Origin of the sequence: Erysipelatoclostridium sp. An15 (assembly GCF_002160675.1) — a bacterium.
Taxonomy (GTDB): domain Bacteria; phylum Bacillota_I; class Bacilli_A; order Erysipelotrichales; family Coprobacillaceae; genus Thomasclavelia; species Thomasclavelia merdavium.
Genome location: NZ_NFLA01000022.1, coordinates 12560 through 32821 on the forward strand (window position 1 = coordinate 12560; position 20262 = coordinate 32821).

A 20262-nucleotide genomic window follows, 5' to 3' on the forward strand; every position below is an offset into this window, starting at 1 on the left:
TCACCTCTATTCATCGTTTGAATCATCATCTGTCTCATCAAATTCTTCAAAGAAAGCTTCTTCAATATTCTTTGAAATATACTCTACTAAGGAAACTACTTTTTCATATGGCATCCTTGTCGGCCCAATTACTGAAATAGATCCCTTGGTTCTTTCTCCGGTCTTAAATGAAGCAGAAATAACAGAAACATCTTCAATTTCATTTATTGGTGAATCAGAACCAATTCTTACCGTAACCCCTTCTTCATTGGATAAAGGCTGTAAGAAATTCCATACTTGAGAGTTTTCAAATGCACTAACGATTCTTCTCAACTTATTAACATCGTTATACTCTGGCTGGTACAACATATTCTCTTTTCCTGAAAAGTAAACGTTGCTAGAAGCAAAACGAACAAACGCTTCAAGAAAAGCATTGAATAATTCTTCATGTTCCTTGATTTTAACTGACAAAATCGGTTTTACATCTCTTTCTAAACGAAATGCAATCTGATCGATTGGAGTTCCAATCAACAAATCATTCATAACGCCAACACAGCTTAATAAGTCTTCCATCTTATGCTCACGGTTAATATCGAAAATTTTATTTTCAACATGTCCTTGATTAGTAATAATAATCGCAGTTACTCGATTTTCATTTAATGGCACAACACTTATTTGCTGTAATGTATCAAAGCTAGAATCAGGTCCTAAAACCACTGATGTTAAATGAGTTAAATCACTTAACATCTCACAGCTATCTTGAATAATTTCATTCAAGCTGCGATGACGATCACTAAAAATCTGAGCCACCTGGTTTTTTACACCTTCATCTAAATCATGCTTTGCTAGATTATCAACATAAAAACGATAACCTTCAATCGAAGGAACTCGTCCTGAAGAAGTATGAGTTTTTTCAATATACCCGTATTCTTCAAGATTACTCATCTCATTTCGAATGGTTGCACTTGAATATGGCAATTGGTATTTATTCATCAATGTCTTTGAGCCTACTGGTTCTGCAGTTTCAATAAACTCATCAACAATACATTTAAATATTAATAATTGCCTTGCTGTTAGCATTAGTTTCACCACCCTTAGCACTCATCTTTCCTTTGTGCTAAATACATTATACATCTTTTTTTAGCACTGTCAACATCTTTGTGCTAAAAAATAAAAAAACAGCTAAATATCCTATATTCATCAAAAATATTAATGAATACAAGCTATCAAGCTGCCTCTTTTATAAAAAATCGATCAAAATATTATTTAATAAATATATCGATTCCTCATTACATTTTAAATGGTCATTTTCAATAACCAACGTTTTTAACTTCAAATGCTTTAAAAGCGCATCAGGATAAACATCCATAACAGTAACACCATATCTTCTTTTAAATTCATTTAGATCCAATCCAGCTGTTAATCTAAGTGACATCATCAAATGATTAAACATTGTATCTTCTTTAGAATAAGTAGTTTTATCAATAATATTTTTCCTTTTTAAATAAGCATTTAAATTCCGATTATGTTCATATAAACAATCATCAACCTTACCACTAGCACCTATTCCAATCCCATAATAATTATCATAATGCCAATAAGCTAAGTTATGAATTGATTGATAACCTGGTCTTGCAAAATTACTAATTTCATATTTATAAAAACCAAGCGCTGCAAGTTCATTATCAATCATGCGATTGATTTGTAACTCTGTTTCTTCATCCAATAAATGATAATCCTGATTTTTTAAAACAGTATGATCTTCTAAAATTAATGCATAATAAGAAATATGCTGAATATTTAATTTAGAAACTTCCAGTAAATCTGCTTTTATATCCTGATAAGTCTGTTTTGGTAGTCCATACATTAAATCAATGGAAACATTATCAATGTTGAACTCATGAGCCATCTTTATTACATTATAAACTTGCTGTTTATTATGATGACGATTAATTGCCTTTAATATTTTCTCATTAAATGATTCAACACCGATACTCAAGCGAGTGATCCCGCCATCTTTTAAAATTTTCATTTTCTTATCATCTATACTTTCAGGATTAACTTCAATACAAACCTCCTGTAAAGAATCACTTAGATAAGGTTTGATCATCGCCATTAAAAAAGATAACTGCTGGTAATTTAAAGAACTAGGTGTCCCTCCACCAATATAAATGGTCTTTAGCGGTTCCTTAACTACAAGACCATCCAATTCTTCTTTTAAAACCTTAAGATACTCATCTACTATTTTTTCTTGATAAAATACTTTACAAAAATCGCAGTATGCACAAATATCCTGACAAAAAGGAATATGGATATATAAAGAATTAGTCTTCATCTTCAAAACCAAATTCTTTAGCTAAACCACCTAAAGAAGTTTCTTTATAAGCACTATTTAAATCTTTTCCTGTTTCTTTCATTACTCTTACTACTGCATCAAAAGAAACTTTATTTTTTCTTAAATATCCTAATTGCTTAGCGTACATTGCCGCATCCATAGCTCTTAAAGCGCCAAAACCATTTCGTTCAATACATGGAATTTGGACATAACCACCAATAGGATCACATGTCAAACCTAAGTTATGTTCTAAGCCCATTTCTCCTGCATATTGAATCAAACTATTATTAAGTTCTAAGATCCAGCCATAAGCAGCTGCTGCCATAGCACAAGCACTACCAATTTCAGCCTGGCAGCCACCATCAGCCCCAGAAATCGTTGCATTTGTTTTAATAACATTCCCAAATATTCCTGCTACCGCTAAAGCTTTGATAATTTCTTTTTTTGGTAATCCTAACTGTTTATAACAATAATACAATACAGCTGGTAATACCCCGCTAGCACCACAAGTTGGTGCTGTTACTATTTGATGACCACAAGCATTTTCTTCACTAACAGCATAAGCATAGCTACTAACAAGTAACCGATCTCGTTCACCTGAACGTCGCGTATTAATAGCTTGTTGATACATTGATTTAGCTACTCTTTTTAATTTTAATCGTCCTGGAATAATTCCTGTTGCTGCTAAGCCTGATTCAACACATTTAAACATCGCATCAATTACTTCATATAAATATGCTTTAAAATCTTCATCTTCAAACTCAAGAGTGTAATGATAAAGATTAATTCCCTGTTTTTCACAATAATCAAGAATTTCTTTTAAATTATGATGTGGATAAACTTGTTTAGGTGGCGCAATTTTAGCATTATCATACATTAAAGTACCACCACCAACTGAATATACCGTAATCCGATCGATTTCTTTACCATCTTGATAAATTACAAAAATCATTCCATTTGGATGTTTAGGTAAGGCCTCACTTACAAAATGAATTTTAACTTTATCTTTACCTAAAGTTTCTTCGATAATATAATCAGTAAGATGTCCCTTTCCTGTTAAAGCTAATGAACCATGTAAATACACTTCAAAATGATCGGCATCAGGATATGTTTCCTTAATTTTTAATGCTGCTCTTTGTGGCCCCATTGTATGCGAAGAAGAAGGGCCCACCCCTATTTTAAATAATTCACGTAACGACTCCATATATCCTCCTAAATTCTAATCATAAATAATTCTAGTCCAACTTTTTTATCGATTTTCCCTGTTTTAATTTCAACATCAAGTTTTGATAATTGATCAATACATTCTAATAATTCATTAAGATCATAGTCTTGTCCTTCTTGTCGTAGATATTTCAATCGATAATGATTAATACTTAATATCTTTCCAATTTCTTTATCATTATACCCTTTTCGAACCAATAATTTCACTTGATAAATCAATCGCATTTGATTAGCTATCAAGACAATTAGTTTTATAGGCTCTTCATTTAAAATCATCAAATCATGATAAATCATGAACATTTTTTGACGATCTTTTTGTAAAATAGCACTTGTTAAATCGAAAACATTTTCATCCAACGGTTTACTTACTAATGTATCAACAATATCATAGGTTATATGTTTACTATACAAACATAATTTTTCAACTTCATTGGCCACTTTTTCTAAACTATCATCAACCCGTTTTAATAACAGTTCTAAAGCATCATCATCAATCGTTGCATCACGACGTTTTATTGCTTTACGAGTACTATCAGATATTCGATAGTGATTAACTTTATCATACTTAAAAACTTCAACACTACCTAAAAGCTGTTTAACAACTTTCTTTCTTTTATCAAAATCATCACCATTATAATAAATTACAAAAATAGTTTCCTGATTATCCGTTAAACATTTTTCAAAATATTTTAACTGTTCATCATCCTTTTTAACCTTTTTGGTTGTTAAAAAGACTGGATTTTTTAAAATAACCATCTTATTATCAGTAAAAAAAGGAGGGGTAATCAAATCTTCATAAACATCTTTCATTCGATCTTCATCACCACGAAAAACAGAAATATTCATGTTTTCATCATTACAATTATATTCCTTTTTTAAAGATGCCAGTTTTTGTTCCATTAAAAAACGTTCTTCACCATATATTAAACAAATCATCTAAATCCCTCCAGTAATCCAATTATAGCCCATTTAGATAATAAAGTCATTGAAAAATATAATTATCATTACCATAATATACAATCTTTACCATTCCCATTTGATCACTACGATAAACCTTAACACCATAATCATGCAACCTTTGAATAACATCATCATGGGGATGACCATATAAATTCCCTTTGCCACAGCTAATCAAAGCAATTCTAGGCTTTATTTTTTCTAAAAACAAGGCACTTGTAGCTGTATTACTGCCATGATGAGATACTTTTAAAACATCCACTTTTAAATCCGGATATGTTTCAACTAACTGCTTTTCTACCGTAGTTGAAATATCTCCAGTAAACAAATATTTTAATTTGTTAATCGTTGCAACGAATACCAAAGATGAATCATTGCTATCATCACTTAATGGTGTTTTTAACATTTCTATTTCAACATTACCAATAGTCATCTTTTCTTGATATGTTGTAATTGTTTCTTTAATTTTAATCTTTTCACTTAATGAATCATAAGCACCACTATGATCAAAATCATCATGAGAAATAAAAACATAGTCTAATTCAAACACGCCAATAGAACGCAAATATGGTACTAGGGTAACTTCAGCCAAATCAGTATTTTTCAAACCACCAGTATCAATTAAAATATTGCCAAGTTTAAATGGCTGTTGGATTAAAAAACAATCTCCTTGACCAACATCGATCATAACTACTTGCCCATAAATTTGATAATATGGTTTAAAGTAAAATGCAATCATTAAACTTAGTAGTAACATTATTTCATGATAAATTTTTTGTTTAATATTTACTTTAAATAATAATTTAAAATAAATAAAATAAAAAGCTAACAAGAAAAATAACGATGGTTTCATAAAATTAATAAAAATTGAAAAATCTTCGCAAAAAACAATTATATTATTCAACATTGTTATAACTAAAGATGTAACCGGCTTAAAAAAGCTGCCAAACAATGTATATAGCCATAATAATTGATATAATAAACTAACTAATGGGGTTAAGATAACCCCCAAGATAAACGATAATAAATTAATACGATATTGAATTGTCAGAATAATTGGAATGCTACCTATATATAGTAATAAGTTAAGATATTTGTGGCGATTAATAAATATAATTAATAAATACATAAAATAAGAAAAGATAAATGATAAGTTAAAAATAATATATGGATTCATATAAATCATTATTAATGCAACTATCCCTAAACTATCTAAACGATTTAAATATTTTTTAAAAAGCGTATTTAAAACCATTACTAAATACGCTCGTAAAAAAGAAACATTAAAAGGAATAATATAAATATAAAAACCAATTATTACTAAACAAAAATATTCTAAAAATCTCTCTGGTAATAAAAAGCCTAATGGCTTTTTTATTATTCCTTTTAACATATGGATATGTAATCCTGATAAAGCAAATAAATGAACAACTGATAAATTAGTTAATTGCTGATAATAATCATTGATCAATTCATCTTTAACTCCAATAATAAACATCGAAGCATAACTATTAACTAAATCCTCACCTGCAAAACGACTTTGTAATTTTTGTAACAACGTTTCATGCTTTTGACTAGAAATAATATTTGTTAAAACGGCATTATTAGTAATCCCTCGACTATATAAATAATGTTTATAATTAAAGGCATTATCATTTGTTGGTTCTCTAATATCAAAATATGATACTTTAATTTCTAGTTCATCGCCTACAGCAAAACCAGTAAAATTACCATATACTTTTACTTTAGTAGCAGCAGTTTGGATTACAACACTACTATCATCTTGACTAATTATAGTACCTTGTAAATAAGGATCACTACAACTTTGTGGATAATGCATGATCATTACAAAAGCGATTGTAAAAACTATCATTAAAATTAAATTAACCCAGTTTAGACGATAAACAATAAATACACTATATCCTAATACAAAAATTATAAAAACTGGATGCACTAAAATTGTTATTATTACTAGCAAACAAAATAGGGCATAATAAGAAATACTATATTTTATAAACATAATAATTCTCGAATACGCAAATAGGTCTTTTCACCTATTCCTGATACATTTTGAATATCTTCAATTGTTTTAAAGGGTGTTTGATTTCGATAATCAATAATCTTTTGAGCAGTTTTTGGTCCAATTCCTTTAATTGTCATCAACTCATCTATTGTTGCATTATTTAACGATATTAATTCTAAACTAGCATCAGGAATATAAAAAACGGATTGACTTTCTAACACAACTGTCTGGTCAAATCCGTATACATTTTCAATCTTTAATTTTTCCAATACATCCCCTATTGTCGGTGTTTGATTAAAAATTAATGTTTCATTATAACACCCTTCAACAATAATTGTAATTTCAGGCTCTAAAACAATTTTTGCAACATTTTCTTCAGGTAAGACAAATGAATATACAGTAGATATTAATAATACAATCAATAAGCCAATTATCTCATGTTTTTTCATCCATATCGCCTCCTTTATTACAAGACAATTATTATAATCTAACTACAAATCTTTTTAGCTTACCTAATAATTTTTGTTTTAAAGGATAATAAAAAAGACTGCAAAGCAGTCTACTTATCAAAAGGAATATTTAAATGATGGTAGGCCTCAGCAGTAGCAATTCTACCGCGGGGTGTTCTTTTAATCAAACCAATCTGCAATAAATATGGTTCATAAACATCTTCAAGAGTTTGGGGTTCTTCACCAATTGAAGCTGCTAATGATTCTAATCCAACTGGTCCTCCTTTAAAACGCTGAATAATACCTAATAAATATTTATGATCCACTTCATCCAACCCTAAAGTATCGACTTTTAAACGATCTAAAGCATCGATTGTTCTTTCCTTAGTTATGATATCTTCACCATTAAACTGAGCAAAGTCCCTTACCCGTCGAAATAGTCGATTAGCAATTCTCGGTGTTCCTCGTGAACGCATCGCTAAAGCCGATTTAGCATCATCATCCATTGGCATATGATAGATACGACTAGTTCGATCAATGATAGTTTTTAAATCTTTTTCGTCATAATATTCCAATTTAGAAATAATTCCAAAACGATCACGCAATGGTGCTGATAAGTCACCAGCTCTAGTTGTTGCTCCTACTAGAGTAAATGGTGGCAAATCAATACGAACAGAACGAGTTGAAGCCTCTTTACCAATTACTACATCAACACAAAAATCTTCCATTGCTGGATAAAGAATTTCTTCAACTACTTTATTTAAACGATGAATTTCATCAATAAATAAAACATCACCAGGCTCTAAAGCTGTTAAAATAGCTACTAAATCACCGGTTTTTTCAATACTAGGTCCAGTTGTAATTTTAATATTCTTTTCCATTTCATTAGCGATAATCATTGACATCGTCGTTTTTCCTAATCCTGGAGGCCCATATAGTAAAACATGATCCAATGATTCATTCCTTAACTTAGCAGCACCAACAAAAACTTTTAAATTTTCTTTTAAATCTGTTTGACCAACATATTCATCAAACGAAGAAGGACGTAAAGTACTTTCTTCATCTTCAACTATATTAACATCAAGAACCTCATTTCGTGACATTTCCATCCTCCTTATTTAACTAATAAACTTAAAGCTCTTTTTACATAACCATTAGTATCTAATTTTTCATTTTTAATGATTTTTAACACTCGATCAACTTCACTTTTACGATAACCTAAAGCCATCAACACTTCTTTAGCTTCTTCAATATCTTCGTTATTAACCAAAGTTTCCAATACTCTATTTTTAAATTTCCCTTGTAAATCTAAAATAATTTGTTGCGCTGCTTTAGGACCAATACCTGGAATCTTTTTTAAATATGATACATTGCTAGTTTCAATAGCATTAATAATACTATTAACATCACCAGTAGCTAAAATTCCCATTGCCGTTTTACAACCGATTCCTTTAACTAAAATCAATTTTAAAAACATTTCTTTTTCTTCACTGGTTTTAAACCCATATAAAAAGATGCCATCTTCTTTGACATGCTGATATAAATATATTTTAACTTCCTCTTTGGTAAATTCATAAGGATTACTTACATATATTAAATAACCAATCCCATTATTTTCTACTACAATATGATCAACATTTATTTCAACAATTTTCCCAACTATATAGCTATACATCGCTAACTCCTTTATAAATATTATACTATAACAAAGCTTATTTTTTATCTCAAATTTGTATCAAAATCACACGACCAATTATAACACCGTCATTAAAAAAAACCAACTAGAATTACTAGCTGGTTATTCGTAATATTCAAACTCAAAATCTCCAATTTTTACATTATCGCCATCTTGAGCTCCGGCTTGACGTAAAGCTTCATCAATTCCCATATTACGCATTTTAATTAAGAAACGTTTTAATGAATCATCACTAACTAGTGAAGTCATTGCCACCATTCGTTCAATTTTCTTACCAGTAATTGACCAATTACCATTACCTAAATTATGTAATTCAAATGGTTTAGTTTCTTCTTCATTCATTGTATAAACAACAGTATTTTCTTCTTCATCTTCAAGAGTGTAGACTGGTGCATTTGCTAGAGCATCAGCAACCGCATATAATACTTGATCAACACCTTCATGAATAATAGCACTGATTGGGAACACTTTAACATCTTCGCCAACTTTTTCTTTAAAACGCGCTAAATTTTCTTCAGCACCTTCTTCATCCATTTTATTGGCAACAATAATTTGAGGTCGTTCTAATAAACGATATTGGTACTCACCCAATTCTTTATTAATTGTTACATAGTCTTCATATGGATCACGACCATCAACAGCACCCATATCAATTATATGAACAATAACACGACAACGCTCAATATGACGTAAAAACTGATGTCCTAATCCTTTTCCTTGTGCTGCTCCTTTAATTAAACCAGGTAAATCAGCCATAACAAAACTACGACCATCTTTAACTTGAACAACTCCTAGATTAGGTACGATAGTTGTAAAATGATAATCAGCAATTTCAGGACGAGCTCTAGTAACTACTGATAATAATGTTGATTTCCCTACTGATGGAAAACCTACTAATCCAACATCGGCTAATAATTTTAATTCGCAAATTAAATCAAAATTTTCACCAGGTTCACCACGTTCACAAATTTGTGGTGCTGGATTTCTTGAAGTTGCAAAACGAGCATTTCCACGACCACCGCGGCCACCTTTAGCAATTACAACTCTTTGCTTATCTTCTGTTAAATCAGCCATTATCTTACCAGTAGCCTCGTTAATAATTACTGTTCCTACCGGTACTTTAATAATTGTATCAATCGCGTCTTTACCATGCATTTTTTTAGGCATTCCATTTTGCCCGGCAGGTGCTTTATATAAACGATTATATTTTAAATCCAATAATGTTGAAAGTGAAGTAGTAGCGACAAAAACAACACTGCCACCTTTTCCACCATCGCCACCAGCTGGCCCTCCTTTAGGGACATGGGCTTCACGACGAAAGGCAACTGTTCCATCACCGCCTTTTCCAGCTTCAACTCTAATTTTTGCTTTATCAATAAACTGCATCTAGCCACCTCTTTTCCTTTAATTATATTATGCTACAAATTATTTAATAATTATACAACAAAAAATCCCTTTTCAGGGATTTTAATTATGCAGCAGGATAAACTGAAACTTGTTTACGGTTACGTCCTAGTCTTTCGAATTTTACGATTCCATCAACAGTAGCAAATAAAGTGTCATCTCCACCTTTTCCTACGTTTGTACCAGGATGAATTTTAGTTCCTCTTTGTCTATAAATAATAGATCCGGCTGTACAGAATTGCCCATCAGATAATTTAGCTCCTAATCTTTTAGATTTAGAGTCACGACCATTCTTTGTTGACCCAACCCCTTTTTTAGAAGCGAATAATTGTAAATCTAATTTGAACATCATATCTTACACCTCCATAATAGATATTTTAATATACTGACTATAGCTTTCAACCATTGTTTCCAATATTACAACAAGTGTCTCTAGCACCACTTGGCAAATATCATCCACTTGATTAACAACTACATTTATATAACCTTCATCAACCTCAATTGTTCCTAAATTACGATTTAAAAAATCTTTTTTCACTAGCATATTTAATGTACCAATACTAGCTGTAGAAACACCGGCACATACTAAATCTTTACCATATTCATCACTATTAGCATGACCACTTATTTTAAGATCAACGATATAATTATCTTTCTTTTTTACTGTTACTTTAATCATTAACCATTAATTGTATTGATTACTAATTTTGTATAAGGTTGTCTATGACCTTGTTTTTTGTGATAATGTTTTTTAGGTTTATATTTGTAAACAACAACTTTCTTTTCTTTACCTTGTTTTTCAACAGTTGCTTCTACAGTTGCACCTTCAACATAAGGAGCTCCTAATTTGATTGTTTTATCACCGATTGCTAAAACTTTATCAAAAACAAATTTTTCTCCAGCTTCAACATCTAATTTTTCTACAAAAATAGTATCACCAGCTTCAACTTTTAATTGTTTTCCACCTGTTTCAATAATTGCGTACATATTTCGCACCTCCTATAATATTTTTAATATCTAAGACTCGCCAACCAAGGCAGCTATGCTTTAATACCTCTTATGTGCGGTTGTAGCTAGAGGTCTACAACAAGTGAATTATATAATTTTAACCTCGTTAAGTCAACTGTTTTTTAGGTTTTTTATCAATTCATATAAAACCTGTTTTTCATTATAATAATGATCATCAATTAAATAATAATTATTATATGGTCGATAAAAACGATATTTATAATTTAGTTTAATTTTTTTATACGGATTACTTTCAAGCCGGTTTAAATATAAACGAATGACCATATAACGAAATTCTTTAATATATTGATAATTAACATATATTAAATAACCATAAATAATTAAATACCCGAGTTGATGATACAAAACAATTAATAACGATAAAGACATAATCGATACTTTAATTTGAATCTTAATAGCCTGATAATAATCAACAACTAATGATAAAAGCAATAATAAAATTTTTGAACCATCTAAAGGATAAATAGGCAACAAATTAAAAATCAACACTAATCGATTTACCGCCAGTAAATAATCACTAGTAAAAAAACAGCTAATAAATATATATAAAACAAAATGAGTAACTAGTCCCCCTAATAACATTACTAGTTCTTCTACAATATGATGCATTCCATAATCTTCTAAACTTAAAAAAGCCCCAAAAGGCATAATTTCAACTTTTTCTATTTTAAAATTAAATTTCTTAGCAAAATAATAATGACCATATTCATGAATACATACGATTATTAACGCACTTAAATATTGTCTTAAATTATTATTTAAACAGGCAGCTAATAAATATATCAAAGTAAAAGGATGGAGATACCAATCATTCCATCCTTTGATACTCTTCATAAGTTATTTCCTCACCTAAATATTCAAATTTTAAAATCAACTGTTCTTGATAACTGCCTAATATCATTCCTTGGGCAACTTCATCATATAAAGCAACCATCACATTATCAATATTTCCATAAGTTATTTCAACTTCATCTTTTCCTAAAACAGTTACATAACTGCCAGAACCATCATCGATCCCGGTTTCTATTACTCGTCCATCAGTTATACTTAATACCTCATTACTATTATTTTTAAAATAATCACCACTAATATTTTGATAAGTTACTGCACTTGAAACAGAAACATCTTCATCTGGCAAAAAAGAAAATAAAGTATCCGAAATCCAGCTAGTAACTGCTTTATAATTAGCATCATTTAAAACCATTTCTTTTATGCTGCTATTAGGGTTTAATTTAACATATGATAACGATACTAAAGCAACAACAATTACAACCATAAATTTAACCATAAAATTATAAAAACATTTAAAATTATCATCATTTAATGGTTTCTTGACGCCACGCCTTTTTTGTATTCGTTTTCGCACTTCATCTAAATCGTCCATTACATCACCTAATAAAGTATATGAAATAAAACAGCTTAAAATTCACTATTATGAATAAAAAAAGCGACGTAATAAACTTTTCTTTTTATATTTTGCATATGGTACCTGTTGACCTAATAGTCGCTTAGAAATATTAGTAAAACAAATATGTAATAAATGCTGACTATTTAAAAAGATTGGTACCCCACGATTATTAGCCTCAATCATATCATGACTTTCATAGACAATTCCAAGTAGCGGTAATGATAAAATCTCTTTAGCATCATCAATAGTTAGTGAACGAGCACTTTCAATATCATCTAAATTGACTTTATTGATAATCATATTGATTGTATTAATACCTTTTTTCATCAATAAACCAACTACCCGATCAGCATCACGCAATGAAGATACATCAAGATTAACAACAACAATTGCCTCACTAGCTAATGAAGCCGAATACTCAAAACCTTTTTCAACCCCAGCTGGACTATCAACAATTATAAAATCATAATCCTTATTTAATCTTTCAATCAAAGCATTCATTATTTTAGTATCTAAATCTTCAAATGATAATGATTTACAAGATGGTAACAAACTTAAACCATCAATTCTTTTATCTTTAACTAAAACCTGTTCAATAGTACAGCGACCTTCAACAACATCATTTAAATCATATACAACACGATTTTCTAAACCCATCATCACATCAAGATTTTTCAAACCAAAATCACCATCAATCAAACAGACTTTAAATTTTGAAAAAGCTAATGCACTAGCCAGATTAACACTAATACTGCTTTTACCAACACCACCTTTACCTGAAGTAACCACAATAACTCTAGACATAAATCATATCCCCCTTATCTAAGAATATTTGACTATCTTTATAATAAAGCATCGTTAATTCATAACTTGTATAATTATGTCGGGATACTCCATTTATTCTAATGTGTGCATCTTTAAAATACTGGCCACTAATCTTTGATTTAGCATTCAAGCCCTCTACTAATCCACTAACACGGCCCATAACATACAATTTTCCTTTAAAACGAACAATGGCTCCGGGATTAATTTGACCAATAATTAAAGTATCCTGGTCTAATTCTAGTACTTCACCGGCATGAACTGTCTTGTTAAGAACCCGTATCTTATTTTTCTTTTCTACTTTAGCCATATTAATTCCATCAAATAATAAAACCTGTTTTTCAAATAATAATGTCAGTAACCTCAATAACTCATGAACCGTTAAAATTCGACTTTTAAAATCAAAAAAAGCCTTTGGATAATAGCCATCACTTTTTAAAAGTGGTGACTCCAAAAGACTTTCTAATTCATTTAATAAAGTATTAAATTCCTGACTATCATCAAAAACAAAAACTAGATGATTATTAACTCCTTTTACTTTGATATGCATTGACTTTACCCTCGAATCCTAATTTCTTATGGATAAAATAAACTGGCGCAATCAATAATAAATTAACTCCTACTGTTGGCAATAAACGATTGGTAATGAATGTCACTACTGATAATTGCGTCACATTAGTTATCCACATCAACCAGTATATCACGCACTCCTGGACGATTATTGTCACAATTACAGCGATAAACATTTCTAATAAAGTATAAGCAGCTAATTTAGTATATTTTTTACCAAAAAATGCATATAAACAATAAAGTAAAACATATATTAATAAACTATTAGCATAAACAACTGCATAATATAATCCGGTAACCGTTGCAAAAATATAGCGATGTTCATCAGAAATAGTATTATTTAATAAAGTAAAAATCATAATTCCAATACATGGAATAATCGTTATCCCTAATTTATCAAAATTAAAAGGTAAATAATAACTAATAACACTATCTATTACAAAACTGATTGCCATTACTAAATAATAACGATATAACTGTTTATTCATTACTATCGCTCCTAAATACTACTGCAACATACGATAGATCATTAAAATCAGCAGCTGGTTTAACTTGAACTGTTGTTGAAGTTCCATCTTCAGATACACTCGAACCAGTAACTGTTCCAATATAAATTCCTTTAGGTGCTTTACCACCAAGACCAGATGTAATTACTTGAGCATTATCTTCAAATTTATCAACATCACTAAATAAAGTTACATTAAAACACTCATTTTCTACATCATAACCATTCAACAAACCATAAACATTTTCTTGACCATTCATAATCTGTACCGGTAAAGATGAATTAGGATTTTCAGCTGTTAATAATTGAACTCTAGCAGTTACTTCAGTAACTGAAATTACTTTTCCAATCATCCCTTTAGAAGAAATTACAACCATATCTTCTTCAACATCAGCCATACTACCTAAATCAATAGTAATTTCATTATTCCAGCTATTACTTTCTCGAATAATAGAAGTTGTTTTAATATTGTATTCTGTCGGTAAATGTTCAATATTCAACATTTCTTTTAATTCTTCGATTTCATTAGATAAAACATCAGTATTAACTTCAACACTTGCATAAGCTGATAATCTAGCTTTTAAAATTCTATTTTCTTCATAAACATTTTTCAACTCATTATACTCATTAAATATATCTGTTACAAACTCAATCGGTTTTTTTATTACATAATATTCAACTGCAGCAATCGAATCACTTATCATTCGCTCAAAAGCACCTTGAGATCTTGAAATAACCAACGAAATAGTAGAAAACACAATTATTGATACTGTAATAATAAAAATGATTCGTTTGTTTTTTTGTTTTTTACGATTATTCAAAATATCACCTCACATTTATAACATTATAAGGCATTAATTAGAAATAATCAATTAACTTTAAACTTCTATAACTTTATTTATTTGAAAACTATAAAATTTATTTCGACCAATAATTAAATGATCCACTACTTCAATATCTAATTTTTTTGCAATACTAAAAATTTTTTTAGTAGCTTCAATATCTTCAACTGATGGTTCTGGATTGCCAGATGGATGATTGTGGATAATTACAATTCGACTACTTCCACATATTAAAGCTTCTTTAAACAATTCCCGACTACTAATAATTGAAATATTATTAGAACCAATAAAAACGGTCTTTTCCTTAATTACTTCTAAACGTGAATTCAAACATAAAACTAATACTTTTTCCTGTTGTTCAAACATCAGTTTATTTTTTACATACTCATAGCCATCTAATGGTTCTTTAATAACTGCAAAATTAGCGGGTTGTTTTTGTAGTCGTTTTGCAAGTTCTACGATCGCTAAAACCTCAATTGCTTTTGCTTGTTTAATACCTTTAATTTGTGTAAGCAAATTATAATTAACATCTTTTAAATAAGCAAATCCGCCTATTTCATTAATAAGCCGCTGGGCTAATTCAATAACTGATTCTTGTTTATTACCTGTTCTTAAAACTAATGCTAATAATTCAACATTCGATAAAGTTTCAATACCATGATAAAATGCTTTTTCACGAGGCCTTTCTTCTAAAGGATAATTGCTAAGTTTCATGAACCTAATTCTTTAATAATTGCTTCGTAATCCTGTTGCTCTATTTTTTCTTTAAAATCAGATGTAAATTTTTCTTGTTTAATAACACAAGTAATACCATTAGCACTAATATCATTACCCATATTTTTTGCTTCCTCCTCAGTTAAAAATACGCCTGTAATTATTATATAATTATTATCTTTTTGATACTTGTAATTTGGTTTTTGCAACTGGGTCAATTTAGCAACCATTTCATTAGCATTTTCTTCCTGCTTATAAATTCCAACTTGAACTATGTAAGCATCAATATGACTATTTATTGTTGAAAAAAATTTTAAATATATCCCCGCAAAGCATAATGATAATAAAATTGCCAGCACAGCTGTAACTCGAATAATCTTCATCTTCACCCCTCCAAGTTAAATATATGCTGGCAAAAAGTAAATATACTTTAAATTAAATTAGCGTCGTGCAAAAAAGTGACTTCTCATAACTCTAAATAAACCTGTACCAGCAGCAATAATTATCGATGTAACAACATATACAAGTGACGAACCACCACTAATTTGACGTTGTTGTTTAGTTGTTAATTCTTTCATTTAGCGCCACTCAATTGAAATGATTCTAGGAATCGAAATTCTTCCGGCACTTGATTTATACATCTTATAAACTGCTGTTCCAATCACGACAAAGAAAATAATTCCGGCAACGCCACCGCCATTTACTTCCATTTGTAAATCTTGTTGTAATTCATTCATTAGTCCTTTCCTCCTGTTTCTAATTTAAAGGCCACACCTTCCACTAAACCTTTATTAATATATACTCCTATACCCTTCATTTTTTCTTTAAAAAAATGAATTATGTAAAAAAGCGATAGTTACTAAAATAGTAACTACCGCTTTTAATCTACATTTGTTCTAATTGTTTTTTTACTGCATCATATTTTGATTGATAATCAACTAATTTATTTCGTTCTAACTCAACTTTTTCTTTTGGTGCTTTTGAAACAAATTTTTCATTAGCTAACATTCCTTGGCAGCGTTTAATTTCACCTTCAAGTTTCTTTAATTGAACAAGTAATTTTTCTTTTTCAGCTTCTTTATCAATATAATCACCTAATTCAACTAATAAACTATTTCCACCTTTGATTGTAATATTAGCAACTTCACCATTAGCTTCAAGATTATAACCAGAACAGATTGCATTACATAATTTTTTAATATATGGTAAACATTGATCCATCAATTGTTCAATTTGGCTATCTTTTGTTTCAATAATATATGCGATTTCACGAGCATTTTTAATTGTATATTGGCTTCTGATTTCACGAATGCCTTTAACAATATCAATTAAATATGCAAACTGATCGTTAATAGTTGCATCACTAAAATCTTCATTTACTTCTGGCCAAGAAGCAATACAAATAGATTCTTCTAAATGAGGCATAGTTTGGAAGATTTCTTCAGTTACAAATGGCATAAATGGATGTAACATTTTAACAATAGCATTTAATACATAAACTAAAGTATTTAAGCTAGCTTGTTTTTCAGTTTCATTTTCACTATTTAAATGTACTTTAGTTAATTCAATATACCATGAACAGAAATCATCCCATACAAATTTATATAACTCATTACCAACATTAACAAATTCAAATTTATCCATGTTAGTATCAACTTCTTTGATAACTTCATTTAAACGATTCAAGATCCATTTATCACATAAGTTTAAATTATCAAATGATAAGTCCTCGTATTTCATATCATCATCAATATTCATTAAAACAAAACGAGCACTATTCCATATTTTATTTATGAAATTCCAAGCCGCTTCCAGTTTTTCAGGACTATAACGTAAATCCATACCTGGAGCAGAATTAGTTGTTAAGAAGAAACGTAATGTGTCAGCACCGTATTCTTCAATTACATCCATTGGATCAACACCATTACCTAAAGACTTAGACATCTTACGACCTTGTTCATCACGAATTAAACCATGGATCAAAACATGTTCAAATGGGCGTTGTTTTGTAAAGTGTAATGATTGGAAAATCATTCTACTTACCCAGAAGAAAATAATATCATAACCAGTAACTAAAGTGTTAGTTGGGAAATAACGTTTAAATAACTCGCTATCTTCATTTGGCCATCCTAAAGTTGAAAAAGGCCATAGTGCACTTGAAAACCAAGTATCCAAAACATCTTCATCTTGTTTCCAGTTTTCAATGTCTTCTGGAGCAGTTTTACCTACATATACTTCGCCAGTTTCTTTATGATACCAGGCTGGTACCCGATGCCCCCACCATAACTGACGTGAAATACACCAGTCTTCAATATTTTCCATCCATTGTGTAAATGTTTTTTCAAAACGTTCAGGAACAAATTTTACTTTAGAATCTTTTAATTGATTTTCTAAAGCTGCTTTAGCTAATGGTTTCATTTTAACAAACCATTGTTTTGATAAATATGGTTCAACAATAGCATTACTTCTTTCAGAATGTCCTACTTGATGTAAATGTTTTTCAATATGATCAACAACACCAGCTTTTTCAAAATCAGCTACTAAAGCTTTACGACATTCAAAGCGGTCCATTCCTTGATATTTATGAGCTAGCTCATTCATTGTTCCATCATCATTCATACAAATTGGCATTGCTAGATTATATTTTTTAGCAAGGGCAAAGTCATTTGGATCATGAGCTGGTGTACATTTCATAACCGCTGTACCAAAAGACATGTCAATATAACTATCAGCCATAATAGGTAAAGCTTCACCATTAGCTGGGTTGATAGCTTTTTTACCTACTAAATGAGTGTAACGTTCATCATCTGGATGAACAAAGATTGCTTGATCGGCAAACATTGTTTCTGGACGAGTAGTAGCAATTACTAATTGTTCATCACTATCAACAATTTGATATTTAAAGTAATACATATGTCCTTCAATTTCTTTATGAATAACTTCAATATTACTTAATGCTGTTCTTTGAACTGGATCCCAGTTAATAATTCGTTCACCTTGATAAATTAATCCCTCGTTGTATAATTTAACGAAGACTTCTTTTACTGCTTCGCTTAATCCTTCATCTAAAGTAAAACGTTCTTTTGAATAATCCAAAGATAAACCAAGTTTTTCCCATTGACTACGAATGATTGAAGCATATTCTTCTTTCCAAGACCAGGCTTTATCTAAGAAACCTTGACGTCCTAAATCATAACGAGAAATACCATCTTCACGCATTCTAGCTTCTACTTTAGCTTGAGTGGCAATTCCAGCATGATCCATTCCTGGAAGCCATAAAGCATCATAGCCTTGCATTCTTTTATAGCGAATAATCATATCTTGTAAAGTTGTATCCCAAGCATGTCCTAAGTGTAATTTCCCAGTTACATTTGGTGGTGGAATAACTATTGAATAAGGTTTTTTATTAACATCACCAGCTTCAAAATATTTTTTATCAAGCCAGTGACGATATTTTCCAGCTTCTACTTTATGATGATTATATTTAGGTTCAAGTTGTTTACTCATCATTTTCCTCCTTATCTTCTGCATCAATAAATTCATCTTTGTGTTCACGAATAAATTTAGCAGCTTTTAATAAAATTCCAGATGTTTTTAATGCTGATGCTAGTGCGTTTGTAAAATCAGAGAAATTATAATTTCCATAATCACTACCATCATCAATATCAATTTCTTCATCATTTTCAATTGCTGTTGCTAATTTATCAGCCGCTACCATTAATTCAGCAATTTCATGGCAATCAACTGCTTCGAATGCTTCTTTAACATATGGACGATATGTACAATATGGTTCTTTGATAAAAAATGTATGTAATGATCCGCGACCACCTTCAAGCGATAGTTCAACTTGATAAATTGTATAAATAAGCAATTCACTATGTGTTAAAATATCGATTAAACTACCGATTTCATCACCTTCATAGATTTTATCTTCTTTACCCATAATATGAAACAATACTGCATGTGTCATTTCTTCATCAGGTGTTTCATCAAATAATTCACTTGTAAAGTGACGATATTTTTCTCGGTTATTTTCAAATTGAAGTTGTTGTTCTTTACGTATTTTTTGATATTTACGCATTTTTTTCCCATAAGAAAAAAAGATAAATGCACAACCAATAAAAAATAACAGCCAAATAATTGAATACTCCATAATTTCCTCCTTAAAATAAAAAAGCATCGTCATAAGGACGAATGCTCGTGGTACCACCTTACTTTGCATATATACTAATATGCCTCGAAACTTTAACGCAGTTATACGTGTCTATCTACTTAAGTTCAATAAACATGCTCCTAGGCTACCTT

The 20262-nt window shown here is 30.1% G+C and carries 24 protein-coding genes and 2 other annotated features (1 of these 26 running past the window's edge); all 24 genes read right to left on the reverse strand.

The genetic code is table 11. The features are described from left to right. Positions 1 to 6: 6 nt before the first annotated feature. The 24 genes from hrcA to B5E92_RS08395 all read right to left on the reverse strand — a co-directional run bounded on the left by hrcA (position 7) and on the right by B5E92_RS08395 (position 20110). Positions 7 to 1059 carry a heat-inducible transcriptional repressor HrcA gene (gene hrcA, locus B5E92_RS08290; protein ID WP_087301154.1) on the reverse strand — a complete coding sequence of 351 codons (1053 nt, stop codon included), beginning with the start codon at positions 1057 to 1059 and terminating at the stop codon, positions 7 to 9. Between the two features lie 160 nt (positions 1060 to 1219). Further along, a complete protein-coding gene (hemW, locus tag B5E92_RS08295; RefSeq protein WP_087301157.1) occupies positions 1220 to 2314 on the reverse strand; it encodes a radical SAM family heme chaperone HemW in 1095 nt (364 codons plus the stop codon). Then, positions 2304 to 3518 carry an L-serine ammonia-lyase, iron-sulfur-dependent, subunit alpha gene (locus B5E92_RS08300; RefSeq protein WP_087301160.1) on the reverse strand — a complete coding sequence of 405 codons (1215 nt, stop codon included), beginning with the start codon at positions 3516 to 3518 and terminating at the stop codon, positions 2304 to 2306. Before B5E92_RS08300 ends, hemW begins: the two co-directional genes overlap by 11 nt. Before the next feature lie 8 nt (positions 3519 to 3526). Then, the gene (gene holA, locus B5E92_RS08305; RefSeq protein WP_087301163.1) at positions 3527 to 4474 is read right to left on the reverse strand and encodes a DNA polymerase III subunit delta; all 948 of its coding nucleotides are present in this window, start codon (positions 4472 to 4474) and stop codon (positions 3527 to 3529) included. Positions 4475 to 4520: 46 nt separating this feature from the next. After that, positions 4521 to 6515, reverse strand: a complete 1995-nt coding sequence (locus B5E92_RS08310) for a DNA internalization-related competence protein ComEC/Rec2 (protein WP_087301166.1) — start codon at positions 6513 to 6515, stop codon at positions 4521 to 4523. Continuing rightward, positions 6506 to 6967, reverse strand: a complete 462-nt coding sequence (locus B5E92_RS08315; RefSeq protein WP_087301170.1) for a ComEA family DNA-binding protein — start codon at positions 6965 to 6967, stop codon at positions 6506 to 6508. The genes B5E92_RS08310 and B5E92_RS08315 overlap by 10 nt, the downstream gene beginning before the upstream one ends. Positions 6968 to 7077: 110 nt before the next feature. Further along, the gene (gene ruvB / locus B5E92_RS08320; protein WP_087301173.1) at positions 7078 to 8070 is read right to left on the reverse strand and encodes a Holliday junction branch migration DNA helicase RuvB; all 993 of its coding nucleotides are present in this window, start codon (positions 8068 to 8070) and stop codon (positions 7078 to 7080) included. A gap of 11 nt (positions 8071 to 8081) precedes the next feature. After that, on the reverse strand, positions 8082 to 8642 hold the full coding sequence (ruvA, locus tag B5E92_RS08325) for a Holliday junction branch migration protein RuvA (protein WP_087301176.1): 561 nt from the start codon (positions 8640 to 8642) through the stop codon (positions 8082 to 8084). Positions 8643 to 8765: 123 nt separating this feature from the next. Further along, a complete protein-coding gene (gene obgE, locus B5E92_RS08330; RefSeq protein ID WP_087301179.1) occupies positions 8766 to 10049 on the reverse strand; it encodes a GTPase ObgE in 1284 nt (427 codons plus the stop codon). A gap of 85 nt (positions 10050 to 10134) precedes the next feature. Further along, on the reverse strand, positions 10135 to 10419 hold the full coding sequence (gene rpmA / locus B5E92_RS08335) for a 50S ribosomal protein L27 (RefSeq protein WP_087301182.1): 285 nt from the start codon (positions 10417 to 10419) through the stop codon (positions 10135 to 10137). 3 nt (positions 10420 to 10422) lie between these two features. Next, positions 10423 to 10746, reverse strand: coding sequence for a ribosomal-processing cysteine protease Prp (locus B5E92_RS08340; RefSeq protein WP_087301186.1), 324 nt, complete (start codon positions 10744 to 10746; stop codon positions 10423 to 10425). After that, positions 10746 to 11054 (reverse strand): 50S ribosomal protein L21, encoded by a 309-nt coding sequence (gene rplU / locus B5E92_RS08345; RefSeq protein ID WP_087301189.1) that lies wholly within the window; start codon positions 11052 to 11054, stop codon positions 10746 to 10748. The genes B5E92_RS08340 and rplU overlap by 1 nt, the downstream gene beginning before the upstream one ends. A 23-nt stretch (positions 11055 to 11077) precedes the next feature. Then, positions 11078 to 11146: a sequence feature (ribosomal protein L21 leader region), on the reverse strand. A gap of 40 nt (positions 11147 to 11186) precedes the next feature. Then, positions 11187 to 11930 carry a site-2 protease family protein gene (locus tag B5E92_RS08350; protein ID WP_087301193.1) on the reverse strand — a complete coding sequence of 248 codons (744 nt, stop codon included), beginning with the start codon at positions 11928 to 11930 and terminating at the stop codon, positions 11187 to 11189. Beyond that, positions 11905 to 12480: a M23 family metallopeptidase gene (locus B5E92_RS08355; protein ID WP_087301196.1), complete on the reverse strand. Its 576-nt coding sequence runs from the start codon at positions 12478 to 12480 to the stop codon at positions 11905 to 11907. The genes B5E92_RS08350 and B5E92_RS08355 overlap by 26 nt, the downstream gene beginning before the upstream one ends. 48 nt (positions 12481 to 12528) lie before the next feature. Further along, positions 12529 to 13308, reverse strand: coding sequence for a septum site-determining protein MinD (gene minD, locus B5E92_RS08360; protein WP_087301199.1), 780 nt, complete (start codon positions 13306 to 13308; stop codon positions 12529 to 12531). Next, positions 13301 to 13876 carry a septum site-determining protein MinC gene (locus B5E92_RS08365; protein WP_087301202.1) on the reverse strand — a complete coding sequence of 192 codons (576 nt, stop codon included), beginning with the start codon at positions 13874 to 13876 and terminating at the stop codon, positions 13301 to 13303. Before B5E92_RS08365 ends, minD begins: the two co-directional genes overlap by 8 nt. Further along, positions 13851 to 14384: a rod shape-determining protein MreD gene (locus tag B5E92_RS08370; RefSeq protein ID WP_087301204.1), complete on the reverse strand. Its 534-nt coding sequence runs from the start codon at positions 14382 to 14384 to the stop codon at positions 13851 to 13853. The genes B5E92_RS08365 and B5E92_RS08370 overlap by 26 nt, the downstream gene beginning before the upstream one ends. Further along, positions 14377 to 15222, reverse strand: a complete 846-nt coding sequence (gene mreC / locus B5E92_RS08375) for a rod shape-determining protein MreC (protein WP_087301207.1) — start codon at positions 15220 to 15222, stop codon at positions 14377 to 14379. The genes B5E92_RS08370 and mreC overlap by 8 nt, the downstream gene beginning before the upstream one ends. Positions 15223 to 15279: 57 nt before the next feature. Then, a complete protein-coding gene (radC, locus tag B5E92_RS08380) occupies positions 15280 to 15957 on the reverse strand; it encodes a DNA repair protein RadC (RefSeq protein ID WP_087301210.1) in 678 nt (225 codons plus the stop codon). Beyond that, entirely contained in the window at positions 15954 to 16340 is a 387-nt protein-coding gene (locus B5E92_RS08385) for an SPOR domain-containing protein (RefSeq protein ID WP_087301213.1), read from the reverse strand. Before B5E92_RS08385 ends, radC begins: the two co-directional genes overlap by 4 nt. A gap of 57 nt (positions 16341 to 16397) precedes the next feature. After that, the gene (locus tag B5E92_RS15500) at positions 16398 to 16535 is read right to left on the reverse strand and encodes a hypothetical protein (RefSeq protein WP_158095208.1); all 138 of its coding nucleotides are present in this window, start codon (positions 16533 to 16535) and stop codon (positions 16398 to 16400) included. Then, a complete protein-coding gene (locus B5E92_RS15655) occupies positions 16536 to 16694 on the reverse strand; it encodes a hypothetical protein (RefSeq protein ID WP_204215305.1) in 159 nt (52 codons plus the stop codon). It abuts the gene before it with no gap. Positions 16695 to 16842: 148 nt separating this feature from the next. After that, on the reverse strand, positions 16843 to 19464 hold the full coding sequence (locus tag B5E92_RS08390; RefSeq protein WP_087301216.1) for a valine--tRNA ligase: 2622 nt from the start codon (positions 19462 to 19464) through the stop codon (positions 16843 to 16845). Beyond that, positions 19457 to 20110, reverse strand: a complete 654-nt coding sequence (locus B5E92_RS08395) for a hypothetical protein (RefSeq protein WP_087301219.1) — start codon at positions 20108 to 20110, stop codon at positions 19457 to 19459. Before B5E92_RS08395 ends, B5E92_RS08390 begins: the two co-directional genes overlap by 8 nt. Before the next feature lie 30 nt (positions 20111 to 20140). Further along, positions 20141 to 20262: a binding site (T-box leader), on the reverse strand; it runs 84 nt beyond the window's last position.